Annotated in this window: 16 protein-coding genes, 2 rRNA genes and 1 pseudogene; 13 read left to right on the forward strand and 6 right to left on the reverse strand. The window is 44.3% G+C overall.

From position 1 onward, the window contains the following. The 3 genes from BMZ78_RS17455 to BMZ78_RS17470 form a co-directional block, all read left to right on the forward strand. Positions 1-87: ribosomal RNA gene (locus tag BMZ78_RS17455) — 16S ribosomal RNA — on the forward strand; the annotation flags it as partial. Positions 88-569: 482 nt separating this feature from the next. Then, the gene (locus tag BMZ78_RS17465; protein WP_093231680.1) at positions 570-1,784 is read left to right on the forward strand and encodes a carbohydrate kinase family protein; all 1,215 of its coding nucleotides are present in this window, start codon (positions 570-572) and stop codon (positions 1,782-1,784) included. Continuing rightward, positions 1,781-2,341 carry a D-lyxose/D-mannose family sugar isomerase gene (locus BMZ78_RS17470; protein WP_175482550.1) on the forward strand — a complete coding sequence of 187 codons (561 nt, stop codon included), beginning with the start codon at positions 1,781-1,783 and terminating at the stop codon, positions 2,339-2,341. Before BMZ78_RS17465 ends, BMZ78_RS17470 begins: the two co-directional genes overlap by 4 nt. Positions 2,342-2,385: 44 nt before the next feature. Here BMZ78_RS17470 and BMZ78_RS17475 read toward each other — a convergent pair whose 3' ends face one another. From BMZ78_RS17475 to BMZ78_RS17485, 3 genes are all read right to left on the reverse strand, one after another. Further along, entirely contained in the window at positions 2,386-3,342 is a 957-nt protein-coding gene (locus tag BMZ78_RS17475; RefSeq protein WP_093231682.1) for an ABC transporter permease, read from the reverse strand. After that, positions 3,339-4,862, reverse strand: a complete 1,524-nt coding sequence (locus BMZ78_RS17480) for a sugar ABC transporter ATP-binding protein (protein ID WP_093231683.1) — start codon at positions 4,860-4,862, stop codon at positions 3,339-3,341. Before BMZ78_RS17480 ends, BMZ78_RS17475 begins: the two co-directional genes overlap by 4 nt. A gap of 243 nt (positions 4,863-5,105) precedes the next feature. Further along, on the reverse strand, positions 5,106-6,044 hold the full coding sequence (locus BMZ78_RS17485) for an ABC transporter substrate-binding protein (RefSeq protein ID WP_093231684.1): 939 nt from the start codon (positions 6,042-6,044) through the stop codon (positions 5,106-5,108). A gap of 723 nt (positions 6,045-6,767) precedes the next feature. Here BMZ78_RS17485 and rbsK point away from each other — a divergent pair. Beyond that, complete coding sequence (gene rbsK, locus BMZ78_RS17490; protein ID WP_093231685.1) at positions 6,768-7,661, forward strand: ribokinase; 894 nt, start codon at positions 6,768-6,770, stop codon at positions 7,659-7,661. Between the two features lie 286 nt (positions 7,662-7,947). Here rbsK and BMZ78_RS17495 read toward each other — a convergent pair whose 3' ends face one another. Beyond that, the gene (locus BMZ78_RS17495; protein ID WP_093231686.1) at positions 7,948-8,505 is read right to left on the reverse strand and encodes a CGNR zinc finger domain-containing protein; all 558 of its coding nucleotides are present in this window, start codon (positions 8,503-8,505) and stop codon (positions 7,948-7,950) included. 159 nt (positions 8,506-8,664) lie between these two features. Here BMZ78_RS17495 and BMZ78_RS17500 point away from each other — a divergent pair, with 159 nt between their 5' ends. Then, entirely contained in the window at positions 8,665-9,156 is a 492-nt protein-coding gene (locus BMZ78_RS17500; protein WP_093231687.1) for a DinB family protein, read from the forward strand. Positions 9,157-9,637: 481 nt separating this feature from the next. Here the strand turns inward: BMZ78_RS17500 and xylB are convergent, their stop codons facing one another. Next, positions 9,638-11,131, reverse strand: coding sequence for a xylulokinase (gene xylB, locus BMZ78_RS17505; protein WP_093231688.1), 1,494 nt, complete (start codon positions 11,129-11,131; stop codon positions 9,638-9,640). Positions 11,132-11,614: 483 nt separating this feature from the next. Here xylB and BMZ78_RS17515 point away from each other — a divergent pair, with 483 nt between their 5' ends. The 4 genes from BMZ78_RS17515 (at position 11,615) to BMZ78_RS17530 (ending at position 16,138) form a co-directional block, all read left to right on the forward strand. Beyond that, positions 11,615-12,391 carry a DeoR/GlpR family DNA-binding transcription regulator gene (locus BMZ78_RS17515; protein WP_093231690.1) on the forward strand — a complete coding sequence of 259 codons (777 nt, stop codon included), beginning with the start codon at positions 11,615-11,617 and terminating at the stop codon, positions 12,389-12,391. A 1-nt stretch (position 12,392) separates the two neighbouring features. Then, positions 12,393-13,625 (forward strand): four-carbon acid sugar kinase family protein, encoded by a 1,233-nt coding sequence (locus BMZ78_RS17520; protein ID WP_175482551.1) that lies wholly within the window; start codon positions 12,393-12,395, stop codon positions 13,623-13,625. Positions 13,626-13,648: 23 nt separating this feature from the next. After that, the gene (gene pdxA, locus BMZ78_RS17525) at positions 13,649-14,668 is read left to right on the forward strand and encodes a 4-hydroxythreonine-4-phosphate dehydrogenase PdxA (protein WP_093231692.1); all 1,020 of its coding nucleotides are present in this window, start codon (positions 13,649-13,651) and stop codon (positions 14,666-14,668) included. 240 nt (positions 14,669-14,908) lie between these two features. Continuing rightward, positions 14,909-16,138 carry an MFS transporter gene (locus tag BMZ78_RS17530; protein ID WP_093231693.1) on the forward strand — a complete coding sequence of 410 codons (1,230 nt, stop codon included), beginning with the start codon at positions 14,909-14,911 and terminating at the stop codon, positions 16,136-16,138. Between the two features lie 155 nt (positions 16,139-16,293). Here the strand turns inward: BMZ78_RS17530 and BMZ78_RS19680 are convergent. After that, positions 16,294-16,446 (reverse strand): annotated as a pseudogene (locus tag BMZ78_RS19680) (hypothetical protein); the annotation flags it as partial. Between the two features lie 457 nt (positions 16,447-16,903). On the opposite strand from BMZ78_RS19680, the gene helD reads away from it, so the two are divergent. The 4 genes from helD to BMZ78_RS17550 form a co-directional block, all read left to right on the forward strand. Further along, a complete protein-coding gene (gene helD / locus BMZ78_RS17535) occupies positions 16,904-19,246 on the forward strand; it encodes an RNA polymerase recycling motor HelD (RefSeq protein WP_093231694.1) in 2,343 nt (780 codons plus the stop codon). 129 nt (positions 19,247-19,375) lie between these two features. Continuing rightward, complete coding sequence (locus BMZ78_RS17540; protein WP_093231695.1) at positions 19,376-20,986, forward strand: MDR family MFS transporter; 1,611 nt, start codon at positions 19,376-19,378, stop codon at positions 20,984-20,986. Between the two features lie 585 nt (positions 20,987-21,571). Continuing rightward, positions 21,572-23,713 (forward strand): SEL1-like repeat protein, encoded by a 2,142-nt coding sequence (locus tag BMZ78_RS17545; RefSeq protein ID WP_093231696.1) that lies wholly within the window; start codon positions 21,572-21,574, stop codon positions 23,711-23,713. A gap of 249 nt (positions 23,714-23,962) precedes the next feature. After that, positions 23,963-24,048, forward strand: a 16S ribosomal RNA gene (locus BMZ78_RS17550); the annotation flags it as partial.

Genomic DNA, 24,048 nt, shown 5'->3' on the forward strand with positions numbered 1-24,048 from the left:
AGCCAGCCGCCGAAGGTGGGGCAGATGATTGGGGTGAAGTCGTAACAAGGTATCCCTACCGGAAGGTGGGGATGGATCACCTCCTTTCTACGGAGTTTTTTCCGAATGACGATTGAATTCTTCTTGGGGTCATGCCATTTCACTCTTTGGTTTTCAGGGAACGCAAAAGTCTTTGGATCTGAGATCCAAAGACTTTTTTTATATACTGCCAGCATGGGTGACATCTATAGGGTGAAGGTCCCAATCGGGGGTTGGCGAGCGAATCTGCTTTTGGAATCCAATATTGGAAAACTCAAAGGCTAAAGAGTTTGACTCAGAGATATTTTGAAATTCGTCAAGACTGGCGAACTTCTGTTCGGGGATGCATGCCAGGTTGTGTAAGGGGACAGGGGTTAGTTAGCTGCCCCCCTCCTACCTACTTTATATAATTAAAGTATTTTTTATAAATATACTAATCTGATAAAATAATAATAAGATCTTTACCTATCGTAGCGTAATACTCGATTTGATAATCAACATACCTGTTGTATTCCTTAAGAAGCAATCAACAATGATTCGGGAGGTGACGCATGGCTACCAATGTTGCTGTTGATGTAATTGTGGCTGGTAATGTATGCCTTGATTTGTTTCCTTCTGTCCAGCAGGATTCACAAAAGGAGTGGACGATTATACCGGGGAGGCTTCTTCAAGTAGGCCCAGTGACGACGGCGACAGGTGGGGCGGTTCCGAATACGGGAATTGCTTTGCATCGTCTGGGTATTTCTACTCGTTTGATTGGAAAAGTGGGAGATGATTGGTTTGGTCAGAGAGTATTAGATCTTCTTCAGCAACAATCACCACGACTCGTAGAAGATATCATTGTCTCTTCAGAATATCCCACCTCCTATACCATTGTAATTAGCTCACCTCATCTGGATCGAATCTTTTTTCATTGCTCAGGTGTGTATGATACTTTTGATTCAAGTGATATCCCTTATGCCTCTTTCCAAGGGGCCAAAATCTTTCATTTAGGATACCCGCCTCTGATTCAATCACTTTATTTAAATGAAGGAAAAGAACTAGAAAAGATATTTTGCGAAGCGAAAAAACAAAACTTATTTACTTCGCTAGATATGGCCATGCCAGATCCTTCAACACCAGCGGCACATACAGATTGGTCAGTCGTACTGCAACATGTTCTTCCTTATGTTGATTTGTTTATCCCCAGCTTGGAAGAGATTTTATTTATGATCGAACCAGAACAGTTTCAAAAAATGAAAGCAGATTCAGAGTATGGAGATCTTCTGCCAAGTGTAGATGGCACCTTGATAGAGCAGCTTTCTAGGAAATTGTTGCATATGGGAGCCGCCATGGTTGCGATTAAGTTAGGAGAACATGGTTTATATGTAAGAACTTCTTCTGACCCATCGAGGTTATCTGCACTTCGTTTGTTTGTACCTTCTGTGCATGATTGGACAGATCGTGAATTGCTTGCTCCTTGTTATGAAGTGAAGGTGATGGGAACAACCGGAGCAGGAGATTGTACGATTGCTGGTTTTCTGGCAGGTCTGATTCACTGTAACCGATTGGAACAGGTATTATCTTGTGCTACTGCTGTTGGGGCGTGTTGTGTGGAACAGACAGATGCGACAAGTGGAATTCCTTCGTGGGCTGAAGTTCAGGCACGGATCATGAGAGGTTGGAAAAAGAGAGGCACATGCCTTCATCTTCCAGAGTGGATCTGGGATGAAGAGCAAAAAGTCTGGATTGGCCCACATGATCCTTTGAGAAAGGGGAAACGATGATGATTAAACGAAGTGAAGTGGAAAAGTACCAAAAGAAAACAGTTGAGTTTCTGAGTCAGGCAGGGATTGTCTTGACGGAGGAGGAAAGCAGGAATATTGAGATTGCCGAATTTGGGCTTGGAGAGGTGGAAACACAGGGACTTCAGTTGGTAACGTATATCAATACGGATCGTTATTGTGCCAAGGAATTAGTCTTATTTGCTAGACAAACCTGCCCTGAGCACTTGCATCCTCCTGTAAATGGTGAACCGGGCAAAATGGAAACATTTCGTTGTCGATGGGGCAAAGTTTGGTTATATGTGGAAGGAGAAGCGACAGAAAAGATTCAAGCCGTTTTACCCAGAGGAAGCGAAGAATATTATACTGTCTTTCATGAAATTGAGCTAAATCCGGGTAAACAGTACACAATTCCGCCTAATACCAGACACTGGTTTCAGGCAGGGGATGAAGGAGCCATTGTATCTGAGTTTTCAAGTACAAGTCGCGATGAGTATGATATATTTACGGATCCTCGCATTGAGCGTATTCCGAAGATTATAGAAGATACCAATAGTTAATAAATAGAGATGCCTGCTTCCCTTGAGAAGCGGGCATCTCCATTTTACTTGTCTTTTTTTCGAAGACGGTCGATTAATACAGCCAGAACGATTACAACCCCTTTCACCACTTGTTGCCAATAATAATCGACATTCATAAGGGTTAGCGCATTGCTTAAAACTCCCATGATCAATGCACCGATAATTGTTCCCTGAATGGTTCCAACCCCTCCAGTAAGGCTGGTTCCGCCCAAGATCACTGCAGCGATCGCATCCAGTTCAAATCCTTGGCCTGCTGTTGGTTGACCGGAGAAAAGCCGTCCCGCTAATACAATACCTCCGAGACCTGCTAAAAGTCCGCTGAGTGTATAAACCAGGATCAAATTCTGGTTTACCTTGATCCCGGACAGATGGGCGGCTTCCTCATTTCCACCGATCGCATAGACATTTCGTCCGAACATTGTGTATTTCAGAATGAAAAAGGAGAGGAGATAAACGATGAGCATGATATAGATGGGTATTGGGATCGAGAGAAAAGTTCCGGCTCCGGCCGTTTTGAATAAGTCGGATTGGAGGGCGATCGGATAACCGCCACTGATGACATAAGCAAGTCCGCGTACATAAGTGAGTGAGCCCAATGTGACGATAAACGGAGATAACCTGACCCTGGCGACGAGAAAGCCATTGACAAGACCTGCGAGTGCACCAACCAAAATACCAGATAACATAGCAACAACAGAATTAATCCCTTGTTTGGAAAGAAGGACAGAGATGACTCCTGCTAAAGCTAAAACGGAACCTACAGAGAGATCAATCCCGCCTGTCAGGATCACAAAGGTTACACCTGCAGCCAGGATAGCGATAACGGAGATTTGTTTTAATACGTTCAGGATGTTGCTGATCTGTAAAAAATCAGGAAGAATAATGGAAAAGATTGTACACATGATGATCAGCACGAACAACATACCTAACTGTTGGAAACGGACATGACTCATCGAAGAAAAAAATGTTCTTATCTTCATTGATTTACCCCCGTCGCATACAACATGATGTTCTCTTGTGTGGCCTCTTCACGGTTTAACTCTGCTGTCAGTGCACCTTCGTGCATGACGAGGATTCGGTCGCTTACTGCCAATACTTCAGGCATTTCAGAGGATATGAATAAAACTCCTACGCCTTGCTCGGCCAATTTGTATATCATGCTGTAGATCTCTGCTTTGGCTCCTACATCAATTCCACGTGTTGGTTCATCCAGTAATAAAACCTTTGGATTCATTGAGAGCAATCGGGCGATTAAAATCTTTTGCTGGTTTCCTCCGCTTAGATTCATTGAGTGTTGCTCGAGAGAAGAGTACTTGATGTTAAGTTGTTGGATATAATCCTTAGCTGTTTCAGCGATCTGTTTCCATCGAAGAATGCCTTTACTTTGTAATTGTTTCATTTTGGCGATCATCACGTTTTCTTTGACAGACATCTCGAGGAAAAGACCCTGTTCTTTTCGATTTTCTGGCACGAGGCCAATCCCGGCAGAGATAGCTTCCAATGGATTTTTGATCTCTTTTTTATTTCCTTGTATGTAAATCTCCCCGCCATCGATGGGATCTGCTCCATAGATTGCCCGGACGAGCTCGGTTCTTCCTGATCCAATCAGACCGTACAATCCGACAATTTCGCCTGCGTGTATCGAAAAGCTTACATTTTTTAACTTTTTATTTTGTAGCTGATTTATTTGAAGGACAGGCTGTTGCTTTTGATATTTGGAAGTGTCTCTTTGTTCGACATGGAAAAAGCTTCTGGGCTCCCGACCGATCATCAGACGTACGAGATCATGGGAGTTTGTTTCACTAATTGGCATACTTTTTATCCATTCCCCATCTCTTAATACGGTACAGCGATCAGCAATCCGAAAAATTTCTTTCATCCTGTGGGAAATGAAAACAATGGCTAAGCCTTTTTTCTTGAATTCATTGATAATCTTAAACAAAACGGATATGTCTTTATCTGTCAGGGTCGCTGTAGGCTCATCCATCACCAAAACCTTTGAATCGATGGAGAAAGCTCTGGCGATTTCTACCATCTGCTGTTGTGCTACACTGAGAGAAGAGACGATTGCCTCCGGATCGAGATTCATGCCCAGTGAATGAAGCAATTGGCGGGCGTTCTCATTTAACTTTTTCCAATCGATGAAGCCAAGCGACGTTTTTGGGAATTTGGTCCCCATAAAGATGTTCTCTGCGACTGAGATATTGGGAGAGAGATTAAGCTCTTGATGGATCACACTAATACCTTTGTTACGAGCTTCGGATGGTGAAGACCAGCGCACCTTTTTATTCATGTATTCAATCGTTCCCTGATCAGGCTGGTAGACTCCCGATAAAATCTTGATCAAGGTCGATTTTCCAGCACCATTTTCTCCCATCAGGGCATGTACTTCTCCTCGGTATAGCTCGAGATTGACCCCTTTGAGTACCTGCACACCGGCAAATTGTTTTCCTACATTACTCATACGCAAAATGAGAGATTGATCTGTTACCTGATGCATGAGGTTCTCCTCCCAGGCCTGTTGTGTTCAACACAACAAGGGTCGGACAACCGGGGTGCTCTTCCCAGCTTGTCCGACAATAATAATGTTGGAATGAACCAGGCTTACCAGCCTTTGAGACCGTTGACAAACCCGGTTTTCCTTTTCCAGTTGAACGACTTCTTGCTCGTTTTTATAGAGCGGGAATGAAACGGAAAAGGAAAACCGGCATATAACGGAAACTTTGTCAACAAGCTGAAAGGCTTACCAACCTTTGTACTGATTTACATTTTCCTGTGTGATCAGCTTGACAGGAACCTTAATTACTTTATCCACCTTTTGACCTTTGACAAGTTTGATTCCAGCGTCAACTGCTGTTTTGACCATCTCTGCCGGATACTGTGCGACCGTGGCGGCGAATAATTTTTTCTCTTTCAATGCCGTTACCGCATCAGGAGCACCATCGACACCTACGATGAAGAAATCGTTACGGTTGGCTTGTTGGGCAGCTGTTGCCACACCCAGTGCGGTTGGATCGTTAATGCCAAAAACGGCATTCACGGTTCCTTTGGGATGAGCTTGCAAGACGTTTTCAGCTACGGTTTGGGCTTTATCCCGTACGGCTTCCCCATTCTGCTGTGCTACTATTTTAATATTGGAATTTTTTATGGCATCTTTAAATCCTTGGACACGATCCATGATCGAAGTGACAGGAGGGCCATCAATGACAATGATATTACCTTTTCCGTTCAAGCGCTTGGCTATATATTGACCTGCCAGGACACCGCACTGATAGTTATCTGATGTGACTGTCGCATCCACTCCGCCTTCAGCTGCGACATCAATCGCAACAATGGGTATGCCGGCTGCTTTTGCCTGTTGTACCGCACCAGCAATTCCTTTTGAGTCAGCAGCATTCAATAGAATAAGATCTACGTTTTTGGTAATAAAATCCTCAATCTGTTTGGTTTGTTTGGCCAGATCATAATCAGCGCCTTCTACCAGTACTTCCGCGTTATATTTTTTCGCTGCCTCTTTTACCCCCTTGGCCATTGAAACGAAAAAGGGATTGTTTAATGTACCGAGGGCAAGTCCAATCGTCAGCTTGCCATCATCGGATTTGGTCGGCCCTGAGCATGCAGCAAGTGCAAAGACGAGAACAGAAGTGAGAAGGACAGACATCCATTTTGCCAATCTGTTCATTTAAACACCCCATTTTGTCTATTCAGTCTAGAATGTATAGATTGAATTTTGGGTCTATTATTCAGATGTAACCCCTTTCATAAATGCTCATATCAGAGACGTCAAACATATGAATGAGGTCCTGTTCCTTGATTCAATGTACTCGCTTCAAATGGTCAATGAAGTCTTTATGTTTTTTCATTATGAATTAAGCCATTCCTTTGAAATAGATGATCATCTACCTTCCTTCCACAATATTATTATTGTTTAAAATATAACATATTTAAATGTTTTTGTGTTCTAAATAAACAAAAATATTTTATAATATGAACAATCAATCAATATTTTATGTTGGACTTACACGTTGGAAAGAGGGACAGGTTAACCAGGAATGGAAAATAGAGTAAAAGAATAAGCAAAAGCCCTGATATAAGATTTGATGGAGAGGTAATCGAAGCTAATTTGGATATAGAATCGGAAGATTTTTGCGGCTCTAAGTGCAAGTGAGTTGCACCAAGTTTCAAAGAAGATGAAGTTATCTGTATATTACTAAGGATTCATCCAAAAAGAAGGAATACCCCACTTCCCCACAGAAAAGTTTTCGGTTCTTCAAGTTGACTTAAGGTATCTGCCTTGAAGATTGTTGTTTGTCTGGGAGCTGGAGATTTCTTTTTTTAACATAAAGCCCCCGGAATTCTCCCGCTTCAAATAAGTGGTAAGAACACAAAGAAAGGAGAACGTTTGATGAAGAAAAAAATAGTTGTGGTTGGCAGTATGGGTATGGATCTGGTAGTGACGTCATCCAGACGGCCACGGGCTGGAGAGACGATTATTGGCGATGAACTGCATATCATTCCCGGTGGAAAAGGAGCTAACCAAGCGGTGGCTGCTGCTCGCCTGGGAGCAGATGTAACGATGGTGGGAGCGGTAGGAACAGATCAATTTGGTGAAATGGTTTTAGCTAATTTTGAAAAAGAAGGTGTTTCTACTGATTTCATTCGTTCCATTCCTGGAACCCACACCGGTACAGCTCACATTATTGTGGCTGAAGGGGATAATAGTATCGTTGTTGTTCCCGGAGCCAATTCACTTGTTGACCAGGCGCAAGTGGATCAAGTCAAGGAATGCATTAAGGAAGCAGCCATTGTGTTGTTACAACTGGAAATTCCTTTAGAAACAGTAAAATATGTTGTTGATTTCTGTTATGAACATCAGGTCCCGGTTATTTTGAATCCGGCTCCTGCCCAATCTTTGCCGGAGGAGTTCATTCAGAAAGTAACCTATCTGACTCCGAATGAACATGAAGTTTGTATTATTTTTGGATGTGACGATGTTGATGCCATTTTGCAGAAATATCCCAACCAATTGATTTTAACAGAGGGAGAAAAAGGCGTTCGTTTCTTTGATGGAAAGCAAATGGTTCAAGTCCCTGCTCTTTCGGTGGAAGTGGTAGATACCACTGGTGCGGGAGATACGTTTAATGCTGGATTTGCTGTTGCCTTAACTCAAGGATTTCCACTGAAGGAAGCGGTTCGTTTTGGCTGTGTGGCAGCCGGGTTATCTGTAACCAAATTAGGGGCACAAGGTGGTATGCCTACACTGAATGAACTAAAGCAACATTTGGGTGAAATATTTTGAAGGATTGGCGTAGATCGCGTATTAAGAGATGTCCATTTTCTCTCGAATCCCGGAAAATTCATGCATTCATTGGAGAAAATGGGGCTGGAAAGACTGCAAAGGGTCTGACCCAAAAGGTCGTTTGAAGTGATCTGATCGGGTCAGTCCTTTTTTATGGCTGTAGAAATAGGATAAATCATCCAAACTAATGGATATCCAAATTTTTACACGAAAAATGTTATTGAAAGGGCCCTACTCACCTTAAGCGGTGGTAGGGCTTCAGCTCTTTATGTTCACTTATTTTTATCTAACTTTCTTTGTCTGTTTTTTTCTTGGCTCGAAAACGACGTACCTTTAATAAATTTCCACACAAGCGGCTATCGCACCAATGACGTGCACGATTGCGACTCTCGTCAAAGAAGATCCAACGACAATCATCATTGGCACAAATTTTGATGCGCCGTACATCCTCATAGGTGACTAATTCGGCAAAGGAAGCAGCGATTTGACTGATGACGAAGGGCCATCCATGTGCAGATGAAACCTGTTCCATGCGAAATCCTTCCTTATGCCAGTAGAGTTGAGGATAAGTTTGGGCATGTTGCAACGCCTGATTTAGTTGATCTATATCGACTTGTTGGGCAGGTTTGTTTTCCACAAGTGCTTCCACGATTGAACGCATCCCGTCACGTAGCTTTCTAAGTGTCATCAGGGTTTCTGGATCAGGGGGAATGGGAGCTTCAAATTCCCATTTTTGCAAGAATGATTCTATCCAAGCTGTCTGATATAGCCGATCTTCCCTCCGACCGCTTCCACGCCAATCACGCCAATCGCTGTTCATGAAATCGATACATAAAATATCCATGATTCGACACCTTCCGGCAAAAAATCTTGCTTTTATTCAAAAAAATATGATAATATGGTTGTAACCAACATAATAACTAATGGTAGTTACACACCTGGCTTATTTCTGTCATTATAACCTGTATGGATCGGTATCTGACATCAATTAAGGGGGATTTATATGAGTCGGGTAAAACTTTTAGTCAATCAACTGGCATTTACATTTAACGAAGAGGGTTGGTATCCACCATTGGAGGAAGCTCTAACTGGTTTGACAGCAGCGCAAGCGAGCTGGCGACCGACTGGTGAAGCCGCAAACTCGATTTGGGAGACCGTCAACCATTTAATCTTTTACAAAGAAAGATGGTTAGAGCGGATGAAAGGAAATGAGCCCACATCTGAGATCAATGACAATACGGATACTTTTACGCAAGGCGAAACAACGGATGAAAAAGCGTGGCAAGAAACCGTGGAGAAATTAAGAGCGATTCAAAAAGAATGGCATGAAATTATTTCGACGACGAAGGAAGAAGATTTGGATCAAAAATTCTCAACCACCCCATTGTGGATGCAATTTTCCAATCTTATTCTTCATGATGCTTATCATACGGGACAGATTATCTCGATTCGGAAATTGCAAGGTTCTTGGCCTTCCCGTCGATCCTATACCTAAAAATCTGATTTTTTCTTGACAGTGGCTTGGAATCATGCTTCACTTTAGGATGGTCGTTAAATGTTTCGATCTGTAGAAATCTTTCTTAGCTAATGTTTTTTATTTTTTATTAGATAAAAAAGAATGTTGCCCTTCTTTGGCAACAGACCCTTATATTGCCGGGCAGCACCATCAGAGAGATGAAAAAGGCATTCTTTTTTTATAAATCGGAGGGATGAGTTCCTTAGTCGGCACAGAGGAAGGAACCCATCCCGAAGAGAGGGAGAAATGTATCCATATTTATATGGATAGACTCAGTCTTTGGATGTTTGATATCCAAAGACTTTTTTGTTGACTTATGAAAAGATAGATCTTTTCGAAAAATGGACTTTGATGGTAAATACCATAAATAATCGGATGGGAAGGCTGAAATTTCCTGCATCTAGAGCGTTATAGCAGGCCTTCCCGTTTTTATTTAAAAAAGAGAAATGTTTTGCTTGTCTTATCCACGAAACACACGTAATTGTTGATTGATCTCACGTGTATTCGCATAAACCTCTTGATATATCGCAAACAGCTCTTCATATCGTTTGGCTTTTTCTTTATCTGGTGAAAAGCTTTGAGATGGTTTTAGCCAATTCGATGCGCAATCGTCCAATGTATCAAACCACCCACACCCAACAGCTGCCAACATCGCCGCACCCAGTGCCGGGCCTTGTTCATGATCAAGCTTTACAACTTCAATTCCAAAAATGTCCGCCTGCAATTGAAGCCAGGTTTCACTCTTTGCACCACCTCCAATCGAAACAATGTGTTCACTTTTCTGTCCAGCCTGTTGGAGAATGGTGAGGGATTCTTTTAGGGAGAATGTGATTCCTTCTACCACAGAACGCGCAAAATGGGCACGAGTATGGGCTGCATGGATTCCGATAAAGCTGCCGCGTATGTCTGCATCCGCATGAGGTGTACGTTCACCTACCAAATATGGCGTGAAGAGCAGTCCATCGGCTCCTGCTGGTACTTGATCGATCCATTGCATGATATCGTCGAAAGAGTATTCCTGGGCGAATTGTTCTTTAAACCACTGCAAACTGTATCCTGCTGCGAGTGTCACTCCCATGGCATAATAAGAGCCTTCTTGGGCATGATTCATCAGATGGAGTTTGCCTTTTACATCAGGTAATTGTGTCAGATATGATAAAATCACCCCTGATGTACCAATACTGCACATGGTGCGACCATGGGACAGAATCCCCGCTCCTACCGCTCCACAGGCGTTATCCGCTCCACCCGCAAACACACGTGTGGCAGAAGTCAATCCCATTTGTTGGGCGATGTCTTCGCGTAGATTTCCTGCATGTGTCTGTGATGTAACCAGTCGGGGACAGAGACTGAGCGGAATATCCAGGGCACTGCAAATTTCCGGGCTCCATTCCCGTTTTTCTAAATCCAGGAGAAGTGTTCCCGCTGCATCTGATAAATCCATCGCGAGTTGTCCGGTCAAACGAAAACGTACATAATCTTTGGGTAGTAGAAATGAAGTGGCTTGTTCCCAAATGTGTGGTTCATGATTTTTAACCCACAGCAATTTGGGTAGTGTAAAGCCTTCCAGTGCACGGTTCTGGGTAATGGCCAGCAGTTTCTTGCCCAATGTTTGTTCGATCAGTTGACACTCCGCTGTTGTACGAGTGTCATTCCACAAGATGGCAGGACGCAGTACACGATGATTCTGATCCAATAAAACCAGGCTATGCATCTGTCCAGATAAGCTTAGGCCTTGAATATCTGCAGGAGATATTTTTGTATCATGCAAGAGGTTTTGGACCGCCTTGATTGTTCCTTGTACCCAGGCTTCTGGATCCTGTTCGCTATATCCGAATTGTGGTTGGGACAGTGGATAAGATACTGACGATTCTTGGCAAACATGTCCTTGCTCGTTCACTAAAATCGCTTTCACTGCACTTGTACCGATATCGATTCCCAAAACATAAGGCATGCGTTTTCACCTTTCTACATATCAAATCTATTTAAAGATGATTTCTATAAAAAAATATGATTCAATTCAAGATTAACTTAATTAACGGACTTTTGCATAGGTTACTTTTTAAGCAAAGGTTCATTTTTGTGAAAGGCATCTAAAAGTAACAAAATCGAACAGATTGATTTTGAAGCGGCCTGAGATACTTCCTTGTAGGGAGTTGAAAAACGGAGCGGGTGCCCAAATCGATTTGTATCTCCAGGGACTTTTGAAATCACTTCCATGATCCAGTAGTCGTTGACAAACCGACTTATCACGGAAACTTTGTCAACCACCCGATATATAGAATAAAGCATTTTTAATATAAAAAAGTGTTGATTTAAAATTGAATAACGATTATACTCAAATTAACAAATAAAAACATAATAGAACATAAATAAACATATTTTTGTGTTCGGTTATGTTATGATATTTACCATTTTACAAAGGGAGTAAACAGAAATGCTATCAGCCGAACGCAGACGAAAGATCATGGAGAAAATCGAAGAACAGGGAACAGTTTCCATTAACCAATTGGCTGAGGAATTTGGTGTGTCTGCCATGACGATTCGGCGAGACCTGGATGGGTTGGAAAAAGAGAACAAAATCGTTCGTACACATGGTGGTGCGATTGCTCGAAAAGAAGATCCCTGGGAGCTGTCTCATAAATGGAAAGATGAACAAAATGCTCCTGTTAAGGAGAAGATCGCGAGTGTAGCGATTCAGATGATTCAACCCGGCCATCGTTTGATTCTGGATGCGGGATCTACCAATTTACGCCTGGCACGATGGATGACAGATTTGAAAGATATTTATGTTGTGACGAATGATCTGAAGATCGCACTTGAGTTTGCAGATGTAAGCGGTATCAAGGTGCTTCTGACAGGTGGACAGTTAAAGCCCAGCGTATATAGTTTGGACGGGTTTCATGCTGAATCGGTCATAGAGAATATTCACGTCGATCTGGCGTTCATTGGTTGTGATGCATTTGACTGGGAGCAAGGGGCGATGAGCAATAGCCTGTCGAAAATCAAGCTAAAGCAGACCATGCTAAAAAGCGCGGAAAAACGGATATTGATCGCAGATGCAAGTAAATTTGGAAAACGCGCCTTTTCTACCTTTGCTCCATTGGACCAGTTTGATGTGATCCTGACAGATGACCGAATTCCATCTGAATTTGTGGAAAAATGCCAACAGCAAGGGATTCAGGTGATTTGTGCCAAAATCGGGGATGAATAGGATGAGAAAATTACTTGTTATTGCAGATGATATTACAGGCAGCAATGCAACTGGCGTTTTATTTCAACAAATCGGCTGGAAAGTGCGAACCATTCCAGATTATCGTACAGGTGCCATCGATGTTTTGGAACAGTCAGATGTGGTTGTGTGGAACTCGCGTTCACGATTATTGCCACCCAGCCAAGCCAAAAGCCGCATTCAGCAAATGATGGCTTCCATTGTCTCGAAAGAAGAGATAAAAAAGCATGTATTTGTTTCGAAAAGGATTGACAGTACGTTTCGTGGGCCAATTGGTGCAGAAATCGAAGGGATTCTTGCCTGTTTTTCTTCTGATTACAAGATTGTCATTGTTCCTGCCTATCCTTCTTCTGGAAGGATTACAAAGGGTGGACATCTGTATGTTCATGGTATCCCTGTCCATTTGACCGAGGCAGGAAAAGACCCGTTTACTCCTGTGTCCTCTTCCCATGTAGTGGAGATATTGAAAAGTCAAACCTCTTTCCCGATTGGATGGATTGAGACTGAAAAATATGCTGGCCAGGAATTGGTAAAAAGAATTCAGCAGGTTGCTTCCAGGAATCGAATCATTATCTGTGATGCAGCCTCAGAGGAAGAGATTCAACGATTGGCACGAGCCTGGATACAGTCTGACTTGCCAATCATTCCTGTTGATCCAGGGCCATTTACTTTTTACTATGTATCGTCCCAGCTTGCCCGGCAAAAGCAAGTCCTGATGGTATGTGGAAGCTTGGCACAAACATCACGGGAACAGGTAGATACTTTGGAAGAACAGGGTTCAGTCGGGATGATTCGGCTGGATATTGGATTGCTCTCTGATCCAGAGCATTCGTCCCATTATCAGGCGAGGATTATCGGGAAAGTAGCGGAGTTGCGCAAGCAGTATCAGGTGATTGGCATAAGGACAGATGGGGACCATCATCAGCATGTAGATGGAAAGGCTGCCTCTGAGGCGATTTCGAATTTAGTGCAAGCTCTTTTGTCTCAATATCATTTTTCTGGGCTGTATCTGTCCGGTGGGGAAGTTGCCTTTGCAACACTATCCAAAATGAAGGTAGAGTCTTTACAGTTGATCAGCGAAATCGTTCCCTTGTGCGTGATGGCCAAAGCGGTCGGGGGCCCTTATGAAGGGATATCGATTGTCACAAAAGGCGGATCCGTTGGAGATCGACTGGCCATTGTAAAAAGTATTCAACATCTGTTGTATGCCAGATGAAAAAGAATGAGGAGGAAAAACGGATGAGTCGACCGATTATAGGCATTACCATTGGAGACCCGGCAGGAATAGGGCCAGAAATTACACTCAAGGCATTGCAAAAAGAAGAGTTTTATCGCATCTCCAAACCATTGGTCATCGGTTCCTATCCAGTGATGAAAAAAGTGAGTGAACAACTGGGGATATCCGTTCAGTTCAATCGAATCGAGCGGGTTCAGGATGGAACATACGAGTATGGTACCATTGATGTTTTGGATCTGAATAACGTGGATGTAGATCGGTTGGAAATGGGGAAAGTGCAAAAAGAATGCGGTCAAGCCTCTTTTGAATATATTCGCAAATCTGCAGAGCTGGCATTGAAGGGTGAAATTGATGCCGTATGTACAGCTCCGATCAATAAAGAGGCGTTAAAAGCAGCAAATGTTCCGTATATTGGCCATACAGAAATGTTTGCGGACTTAACCAAAGCCGAACGGGAAATGACCATGTTCTCCATTGAAAATGTAAAAATCTTTTTCCTCACCCGCCACGTATCTTTAGCTGAGGCCTGTCGCCAAATCAATAATAAAGACTTTGTTCTGCGTGGCATTAGACAGGCTTATCAGGCACTGGAAGATCTGATTGGCCAAAAGCCCAGATTGGCTGTAGCGGGATTAAATCCTCATTCGGGTGAAGGCGGTTTATTGGGGAGAGAAGAGATCGATGCGATCCGTCCGGCTGTCGAACAGGCTTGCGAAGAAGGAATGGATGTGGTCGGACCGGTTCCAGCGGATTCTGTTTTCCACTTCGCGCGCAAAGGACATTATGATGCCGTTCTTTCCCTGTATCACGATCAAGGACATATTGCAGCAAAAATGATTGATTTTGAAAAGACGGTTTCGATTACATTGGGTCTACCCATTTTGCGAACCAGCGTGGATCATGGCACCGCTTTTGATATTGCCGGAAAAGGGATTGCATCCCCTGTTTCGATGATCGAAGCCTATAAAGCAGCTGTTCAATATGCAGGGCGCTATCCAAAGAAGAAAACTGCGGTCATGTGAAAATCCGTTGTTTTTTCACGATGCCTGTGTTTTTGATTTCTGGAAAGTAGAAAGTGAACATAAATAAACAAAATAGCGATGATTGCTGTTGACAAATCCGGTTTTCCTTTTCCAAAGGAGAACCGGCAAATGTCAACAAGCTGAATGAATAGAAAATTAATCTGATTCAAAAAAGCCGCGATTCACCATTTTGTAAGCGCTTTATTCAAGACGAAACCAAATTTCGGGAGAGTGGAAATTATGGGACAAAATAAGTGGATTCGCATCATTCCCGTTGCGTTTGTTATGTATATGTTGGCGTATGTCGATCGAATTAATGTGGGTGTCTTGTTACCCAGTATTCAAAAAGATTTACATGTCTCGGCATCTGCTGCTGCAGACATTGCTGGCATTTTCTTCTGGGGATACATGATTCTGCAAATTCCAGGTGGTATTTTGGCTTCGAGATGGTCAGCGAAAAAATTTGTCTTTATTCTGATGATTTTATGGGGATTGGCATCGACTGCTTGTGGACTTGTACAGACAGAGAGTCAGCTAAAATGGATGCGCTTTCTTTTGGGAGTGGCAGAAGGAGGAGTTTGGCCAGCTGTATTGGTATTGCTGGCATCCTGGTTTACGGAAAAAGAAAGGGCACGTGCAAATGCAGTTTGGATGGCCTGTTTACCGGTTTCAGCAATGCTGATGGCACCTTTATCAGGAATTTTACTTGATTATTTTGATTGGCGCATGGTGTTTATTATCGAAGGTTTGCCACCTGTTTTCTGGGCTTTTGTGTGGCTGTGGGTTGTCAAGGACCGTCCACAGGAAGCAAAGTGGATGAATGATGCAGAGCGTGACCAGTTATTGAAAGAATTGGCCAAAGAGCAGCAAAAGATGGTGAAATCAGATGGTTTTGGTGTTGCCTTCAAGAACAAGACCGTATGGTATCTGGTAGCCATTTACCTGTTCTGGATGTCTGGCTTTTATGGCTATACCTTGTGGGTGCCAAGTGTAGTCAGTACGTTTTCCAAGGATTCAACGATGATGGGCTGGCTGACCGCTATTCCGTTTACTTGTGCATTGATTGGCATGATTATCAATTCGTACTGGTCTGATAAACGAATGAATCGTACACAGCATGTCATTGTTCCGCTAATCATTGCTGCGATTTCGATTATTATGGGTCAACAGGTCGAGTCTCCGGTAATTCAAATGGTTCTTTTATCGATTACAGCGATTGGAGTTTATGCTCCATATGGACCTTTATGGGCGATTCCATCTGCCGTTATTCCAGCGACTGTATTAGGGGCGGCGATGGGGCTGCAAAATGCGATTGGAAATTTAGGCGGATATTTTGGACCGAAGTTTGTCGGACAATTGAAAGATATGACCGGTAATTATCATATGGGTTTTTATGTACTGGCCACTTGCTTGATCTTATCAGCCATATTGACTTGGGCACTTGAACGCTCTTCAAGAAAGACGGTATAGAAAAAAGCGTGACAGAAGGAGAGTCATTGCTGTTGAAGTTTATAATCATTTATCTGGCATCTGGCAAAAAGCCAAGATGCTATTTTTTTGTACAAATGTGGGTCAAACTCATTCAGGGGTGATTGAATGATATTGACGGAAGAACAATATCTACGTCAGAAAGAAAGTCTAGCCCATATGACAAGTGAACGTGAGAAGCTTTGTTTATAGTAGGCAAGTATCCCATTGATTTTTCTTACCCGTGGGAATAGCGGAATCCACCCATTTTTATCACTCCATATAACTGGCAATGTAGAGTTTGGAGTATTGTAATGAAAAAAATTAAACCTCCAATACCTCCATAACCAAGTAGGCTCTTATCAATCGTTCTTCCATCTTCTCATTAGCTGTATAAACCGTAACCTTGTCGTTATAAATTCTTATATAAGGGGTAGCGTCAGGAAAACGCAGATTACAACGTTAAGGAAATCCATATAAAAAGCCTAATTTCTCAGTGTTGTAAGTGAGAAATTAGGCGTTAGCTCCTTTACAAATTTTGTGAGCATTTGTCTTGTAAAATAGGGTTTTTCTTCCTTTAAATTTGCAACAATTATGATCCATCATAGCGGCGGTCGTGTTAAATATATTGATAAAATTGAGAAGCTGTGATAGATTAGTATTGAAACAAAAAATGCGTATTAATTACAAAATAACCCCAATTATAATTATATATCATAGATCCCCTTCAGTCAACCCCCATTTTCATTTTTTATAGGAGTGTTTGATATGAACACAGAACTTCGGCAGGAGCAAGAACGATTAGACAGCGTAATGGAGACAATTACGGAGCAAATCAGCAAGCTGGAAGACGAAACCGTCCGGCGTCGGAAAGAAGTGATTGATATCCGCAAACACTTTTGGGATGACGTCAAGGTTAATACAGATACTTTCGACGATTATCTTGAGACGATCATCGGCTTGAGACAACAGGCTCAACTCTTGTCCATAAGCCAAAGCACCCACAGACATTCCTTCAAGAGGTTGTCCGCGCTGCGCCGCATGCAGGAGGTGCCTTATTTCGGCCGAATCGATTTCACTGAAGAAGGAACTTCCGCTGCGGAACGAATCTATATCGGCATCTCCACTCTCAAGGATACAAGCGGAGAGAACTTCCTTATCTACGACTGGCGGGCTCCGGTCTCGAGTGTCTACTACGATTACCCGCCCGGTCCGGCCGAATACGCTACGCCCGAAGGCGTAATCCGCGGCATGCTGGAGAAAAAGCGGCAATATATCATCCGCGGCGGCGTTATCGAATCGATGTTCGATACCCGTCTCACCATTGGAGACGAGATTTTACAGCAGGTGCTTAGTAAAAACACAGACAAACATATGCACAACATAGTGGCCACCATTCAACGGGAGCAAAACCGGATCATTCGACATGATCGCGGGCGGCTGCTCGTTGTTCAAGGCGCCGCTGGCAGCGGCAAGACTTCAGCCGCCCTGCAGCGGATCGCTTACTTGCTCTACAAGTATCGGGACAGGCTAAAAGCCGATCAAATCATTCTATTTTCACCTAATTCGATGTTTAATAGCTACGTATCCAATGTGTTGCCTGAACTTGGCGAAGAGAATATGCAGCAGGTCACATTCCAGGAATACTTGGAGCATCGGCTTAGCAAAGAATTTCAAGTCGAGGGTCCATACGAACAATTGGAATATGTGCTGACTGCAGCGGATGACCCTTCATACCGGACTAGGATTGCGAGCATTCGATTCAAGGCATCGACCCGTTTTTTCGAGGCGATCAAAACATACTGGAAGTCGCTGGAATCCTCCGGCATGCTATTCAAAGGAATTATATTTAGAGGAAAACCGATCGTTACCGCCAAACAAATCGCGGAAAGGTTTTATAGCAGCGACACCTCGCTCCGCTTTCACAACAGACTGGAAAAGCTGACGGATTGGCTAAACAAGCAAATCGATGAAGCTGAGAAACTTGAACGGACCAAGCCATGGGTGCAGGAAGAAATCGAGCTGCTTAGCAACGAGGATTACCATAAGGCTTATACCCATTTACGGAAAAAACGCCGCTTCAAAGGAGAATCATTAAACAGTTATGAGAACGAGATCGAAGCGCTAGGCCAATTGATCGTCCGCCAAAAGTTGAAGCCGTTGCGTAAATGGATCCGGACGCTCCGTTTCATCGACATTAAGGGAATATACAAGCAGCTTTTCGCCGATCCAACGCGGATCAAACTGTGGATGGGGGGAGAAACACCCGAGGAGTGGGAGGATATTTGCCGATTGACTGTGAAAATGCTAGACGAAAGCAAACTGTTTTACGAAGATGCAACTCCGTTTTTATTTTTGAAAGATCTGATTCAAGGCTTTCAGACGAACGTCTCGATCAAACACGTGCTTGTCGACGAAGCGCAAGATTATTCTCCGTTTCAATTCGAGTATTTGAAATGTTTGTTTCCCTTGGCAAGGATGACCGTGCTCGGCGACTTTAACCAGGCGATCTTCGCCCATGCCAGCGAAACGACCGATTTTCACACACTTACCAGCTTATACGGACCGGATGAAACGGATGTGATCACCTTGACCCGCAGCTACAGATCCACAAGACCGATCGTCGAATTTACGCGCGGGCTTGTGCCCGGTGGCGAACGGATTACTGCTTTTGAACGCGACGGCGATAGGCCTGTGCTGACGAGAGTGTCCGATCAAGCCGAACTGCACCGCTGCATTGCTTCCAAAGTCTCAGAATTGCGGAATCGGGGGTATAATACGATCGCGATTATATGCAAATCCGCTGCGGAAAGCACCGCCACATACGACACACTGAGTAGCGTCGAAGAAGTTAAGCTCGTGACGAGCGACTCGATGGAATATGAACAAGGCGTTGTCGTCATACCGGCGTATTTGGCCAAAGGCATCGAATTCGACGCCGTCATCATTTATAACGCATCGGCGCAAGTATACGGCGATGAGAGCCTGCGCAGATTGTTCTACACCGCCTGCACCCGGGCTATGCATTACTTGCAGCTATACAGTGTAGGCGAACCGAGCCCCTTTTTGCGCAACGTTGCGCCGGGAAGTTTACTTCTGATCTCGAGTTAACATGGGACTGGTCGGGAGTCTTAAATGTACCACTGTAATTAAAAATAGAAATGGGGTTTTGCCATTATTAAATTGAATAATCCAAAATTAACTGGCCATTCTATCAGAAACTTAAACGGAGGGATTAAAGTGGAGAAAGAGCAATCAGGAGTCAACAGAAAGCTAATCCTTCTGGGACTTATACTCGGGATGTTTTTTGGCGCTCTGGAGCAAACCGTCGTGGGAACTGCCATGCCGACTATCGTCGATGAGTTGAACGGATTTTCGATTTTCTCATGGGTAACGACGGCTTACCTTATTACATCCACCACGGTGGTACCGATCATCGGCAAGCTGTCCGACATGTTCGGCAGAAGGGTTCTATACTTATTGGGTATTCTGATCTTCGTATTGGGTTCGGGGCTGTGCGCTACTGCCACCACCATGGAGCAACTGGTGCTATACCGCGGCCTGCAAGGTCTAGGAGGCGGCATGATCATGCCTTTGTCCCAGACGATTATAGGGGTTATCTTCTCGGCGGAGCAACGGGCCAAATGGCAGGGCGTATTCGGAGGCTTGTTCGCCCTAAGTTCCATCGTTGGACCGTTTATCGGTGGCTTCCTTGTGGATTACGTCAGCTGGCACTGGATTTTTTTAATTAACGTACCTTTTGGCTTGTTGTCCGGCATTCTGATTTTTGCTGGATTGAAGAGGGAAAAAGCGGCAGACACCACCGATGCTCCCATCGACTACTTGGGTATTGCCGTATTCGTTCCGGCACTGGTTCTGCTGCTGCTTGGACTGACCTTCGGCGGAGAAAAATTTGCATGGGATTCTGCCGCCAGCTACAGTATTTTCGGCGCATCCACCGTTTTGTTCATTCTGTTCGGCTGGGTGGAACACCGGGCCAAAGAACCGATTCTCGACCTCAAGCTGTTCCAAAACCGCGTATTCGCCGTTTCGAACATACTGAGTTTCCTGCTGGGTCTGGGCATGTTCGGCGCAATCATGTTCGTTCCGATGTTCATGCAGGCCATCATGGGCGTATCGCCGACGAAAGCCGGCTCCACGATGACTCCTATGATGATCTCTATGATTGTTGCAAGTATAATCGGTTCCCAGATCCTTCTGCGCACCCGGTACCGGAATGTGCTGGTTGCGGGGATGTTGATCACGGCGCTGGGTTTTTATCTGATGAGCACAATGGGTGTGGGCACTTCCTCGTTTATCACTTACCTTTATATGATCATTCTAGGAATTGGCATGGGTCTCGTTATGCCAACCTTGACCATTGTGGTTCAAGAAGCCTTCCCGAAAAGCCAGCTCGGCACCGTAACCTCGGCTGCCGCCTTCTTCCGATCCATCGGTGGTACCATCGGAGTCACGCTGTTTAACGTGGTGATGAACCACAGCATCAGTGACAATATGCAGCAGGTGCTTTCAGATCCAGATGTCGCTTCCAATCAGGCTGTACACCCGGTATTGGCGAAGCTTGCTGAGAACCCCGACAGCCTGTTCGGCGTGATGATCGCCCCGGACGCGCTGAAGATGCCGGAGGAACTGACCAGACAGATCGTCGGTTACGTGAAGCATGCTTGGACCGATTCCTTCAGCTTCGTCTTCATTGTCGGATTGTGTATTATCGCTCTCGGCGTCCTGACCACTTCCTTTGTCGGCGGCGGCCGAATTCAGCGGGATAAGGAGAAGAAAGCAGTCCATGCCGTTACGGATGGAAATACAGTTGCTGAATTTGAGAACTAATATCCTAAAACGACTTGAGACTGCATGTAGCAGCTCAGGTCGTTTTATTTATTGGAGAGATGGCCCTGAAATCGACGGGGAAAGCTGTGGCCTGTGTTACATTGGAACAGGATTATCCCGGTTTTCTATTCCAATGCTCACAGACTCCTATATTTATTCCGCCCCTTGGCCGCCGGAAGCTGAGATACCCATAATTTTCCTGAAAAACCTGATGGCCTTGTGATGTTAAGACACGCAGAAAGCCTGATCGCATGAATGTAAAAATCTTCGCTATCCATCTATTTCGTTGTGTTATATTAAATATAATTACATATTGTATTCATTTTTCTAAGTATAGAGAAATCAGCTTGTTGACAAAGTTTCCGTTATATGCCGGTCTGTCAAACAGACCCTCATGCTGCCGAGTAACACGAGATGTAGTTTTACATAAAGCGGAGGGATGGGCTCCTTACGGAGTGACTGTGATGGTACAGAAGTTGTCACGGAGGAAGGAACCCATCCCGAAGCGTGGGAGAAATGTATCCATATTTTTTGGATAGCCTAAGAAAATTTATGTGTGTATGAAACAAAAGGAGTTGGAATTTCATGGAACATCAAGAGCTGCAACAGATGAAAAGTCAGATAGAGGACTGGTTTCGTCAGGCAGAAGCCGGAGACATCGAAGCGATGCGCATATTGGGAATTCACTTGATCGAGGGTAAGGGAATATCGCAAGATATTAAAAAAGGGAAAAAATGGATGCATCTGGCAGCAGAAGGTGGAGATGTAATTGCGATGGGAATTTTGGGACAGATGTATTTGGAGGGCGATATCCTTGAGCAAGATGTAACAGAAGGAGAAAAATGGCTTCGCCGAGCTGCAGAAACAGGGGATCATGTAGCGATGTGTGTCCTGGCTTATTATTTGTTAAGAGGTGATCGGTTGAAAGAAAACGTGGAAGAAGCAGAGAAGTGGCTACGCAAGGCAACTGAATTACAGGATCCCGCAGCGATGCGTATCTTGGGTAGTGAATTAATCATTGGAGACAAGATCCGTCCGAATATCGAAGAAGGAATAAAGTGGCTTCAAAAAGCAGCTGAGAATGGTGATACAGTTGCTATGGAGAGATTGGGAGACCTGTTGCTTAAAGGCGAAATCCTTGAGCAAGATGTGAAAGAAGGAGAGAAATGGCTCCGACGGGCAGCTGGGAATGGTAGCCCGGTTGCAATGGGAATGTTGGGAGACCTGTTGATTGAAGGTGAAATACTGAAACAGGACGTGAAAGAAGGAGAGAAATGGCTCCGACAATCAGCTGAGGCTGGAGAACTGGTTTCGATTCGTCTGTTGGGGTACCGTTTGCTGGCTGGGGATGTTTTAGAACAGGATAAGAAAGAAGGAGAAAAATGGCTTCGCCAAGGGGCGTTCGCGGGAGACCCTGTTGCGATGCGGATTTTGGGAATTGAACTGGTGGAAGGAGATTTGTCGAAGGAAGAAGGAATGGAATGGATCCATCAAGCAGCGCAAATGGGAGATCCCATAGCCATGCGCTTCTTGGGGATTTATCTGCTGGAAGGCGATATTCTGGAGCGTGATGTGGAAGAAGGAGAGAAATGGTTACGACAAGCAGCGGAAGCCCAGGATTTGGTTGCGATGAGATCCTTGGGTTATCAACTGATTGTGGGAGACGTGATTCAACCCGATGTGGTCGAGGGAAAAAAGTGGCTTCTAAAGGCTGCTGAACTGGGCGAGCCAACGGCTATGGGGATGTTGGGAAATTTTATAATTGAAGGGGATATCCTCAAACAGGAGATTGAAGAAGGGGAAAAATGGCTCCGGCAAGCAGCAAATATGGGAGAAATCGTTGCGATGCGTCTATTGGGCTATCGCCTGCTGGTTGGTGATGTTTTAGAGCAAGATGCAGAGGAAGGTGAAGAGTGGCTACGTCGGGCATCCATGGCAGGAGAGCCAATCGCGATGCGTATTTTGGGGGTCGAGCTCCTGGAAGGAAATTGGTTGGAGCAAAACCCGGAAGAAGGGGAAGCATGGTTACGTAAGGCGGCTGAAGCTGGTGAGATCTTGGCTGTACGGATATTAGGGGATGCCTTGATCGAAGGAAAGCTCCTGCCGCAAAATGTTGTTGAAGGAGAAAGATGGTTACGTACAGCAGCACAAATGGGAGATCCCATAGCGATGCGTTACCTGGGCGATCACTTTGTCCTAGGTGAATACCTTCCTCAAGATATCGAAAAAGGGGTTACATGGCTTCGTCACGCAGCTGAGTCAGATGATATCATCGCCATGCGCATATTGGGTAGCTTATATATCGAGGGAGAAATACTGGAAGAAGATCTGGAAGAAGGAATCAAGTGGCTGGAAAAAGCAGCTCAAGCAGGAGATTCCATGGCCATGGGAATGTTGGGGAGTGTCCTGTTGGAATTAAAAGTGGGACAACTCTATCAAAGTGAAGGAGAAATGTGGCTACGGAAATCTGCACTGGCAGGAGAACCGACTTCGATGAGATTATTGGCGATGCGGCTGCTTGAAGGTGATGGCATCCAACAGGATATTGCAGAGGGAGAGAAATGGCTTCGTCAGGCAGCGGAGGCTGGAGACATTGAGGCGATGAACCAGTTGGGAGAACTGCTTATTGATGGAAATCTTCTCCCGCGAAATATTGAAGAAGCCGGAATGTGGCTAAGAAGAGCAGCTGAAGCGGGAGATTATAAGAAGAATGGACATTTGCACTAAGAGGCATTAGGACGTTTCCTTCTCCTTTTCAGGAGAATGTGGGAACGTCTTTCTTTTATATCAATCGATTCCAAACCGCCGGGTATACGGATATGTTTCCATATATTAACTGTAAAAAGGGGATTGCATTTTAAAAAATGGCATGGTATATTATTCACTGTCGCTGCGAGATGCGGTGAAATAAAAGCGTGTTCCTTGAAAACTGAAGAGTGAAGCATGACCTCGTTGATTCGATAGAGCAATCAAACTTTTTTGGAGAGTTTGATCCTGGCTCAGGATGAACGCTGGCGGCGTGCCTAATACATGCAAGTCGAGCGGGGTTATTTCCTTCGGGA

Origin of the sequence: Thermoflavimicrobium dichotomicum (assembly GCF_900114055.1) — a bacterium.
GTDB classification, from domain to species: Bacteria; Bacillota; Bacilli; order Thermoactinomycetales; family Thermoactinomycetaceae; genus Thermoflavimicrobium; species Thermoflavimicrobium dichotomicum.

Coding starts and splice junctions, on each gene's coding strand:
- BMZ78_RS17545 (WP_093231696.1), top strand. CDS start 21,572: ATGGAACATCAAGAGCTGCAACAGATGAAAAGTCAGATAGAGGACTGG.
- BMZ78_RS17480 (WP_093231683.1), bottom strand. CDS start 4,862: ATGCATCAGGTAACAGATCAATCTCTCATTTTGCGTATGAGTAATGTA.
- BMZ78_RS17475 (WP_093231682.1), bottom strand. CDS start 3,342: ATGAAGATAAGAACATTTTTTTCTTCGATGAGTCATGTCCGTTTCCAA.
- pdxA (WP_093231692.1), top strand. CDS start 13,649: ATGAGTCGACCGATTATAGGCATTACCATTGGAGACCCGGCAGGAATA.
- BMZ78_RS17465 (WP_093231680.1), top strand. CDS start 570: ATGGCTACCAATGTTGCTGTTGATGTAATTGTGGCTGGTAATGTATGC.
- BMZ78_RS17485 (WP_093231684.1), bottom strand. CDS start 6,044: ATGAACAGATTGGCAAAATGGATGTCTGTCCTTCTCACTTCTGTTCTC.
- BMZ78_RS17515 (WP_093231690.1), top strand. CDS start 11,615: ATGCTATCAGCCGAACGCAGACGAAAGATCATGGAGAAAATCGAAGAA.
- BMZ78_RS17500 (WP_093231687.1), top strand. CDS start 8,665: ATGAGTCGGGTAAAACTTTTAGTCAATCAACTGGCATTTACATTTAAC.
- BMZ78_RS17530 (WP_093231693.1), top strand. CDS start 14,909: ATGGGACAAAATAAGTGGATTCGCATCATTCCCGTTGCGTTTGTTATG.
- BMZ78_RS17495 (WP_093231686.1), bottom strand. CDS start 8,505: ATGGATATTTTATGTATCGATTTCATGAACAGCGATTGGCGTGATTGG.
- BMZ78_RS17470 (WP_175482550.1), top strand. CDS start 1,781: ATGATGATTAAACGAAGTGAAGTGGAAAAGTACCAAAAGAAAACAGTT.
- helD (WP_093231694.1), top strand. CDS start 16,904: ATGAACACAGAACTTCGGCAGGAGCAAGAACGATTAGACAGCGTAATG.
- rbsK (WP_093231685.1), top strand. CDS start 6,768: ATGAAGAAAAAAATAGTTGTGGTTGGCAGTATGGGTATGGATCTGGTA.
- xylB (WP_093231688.1), bottom strand. CDS start 11,131: ATGCCTTATGTTTTGGGAATCGATATCGGTACAAGTGCAGTGAAAGCG.
- BMZ78_RS17520 (WP_175482551.1), top strand. CDS start 12,393: ATGAGAAAATTACTTGTTATTGCAGATGATATTACAGGCAGCAATGCA.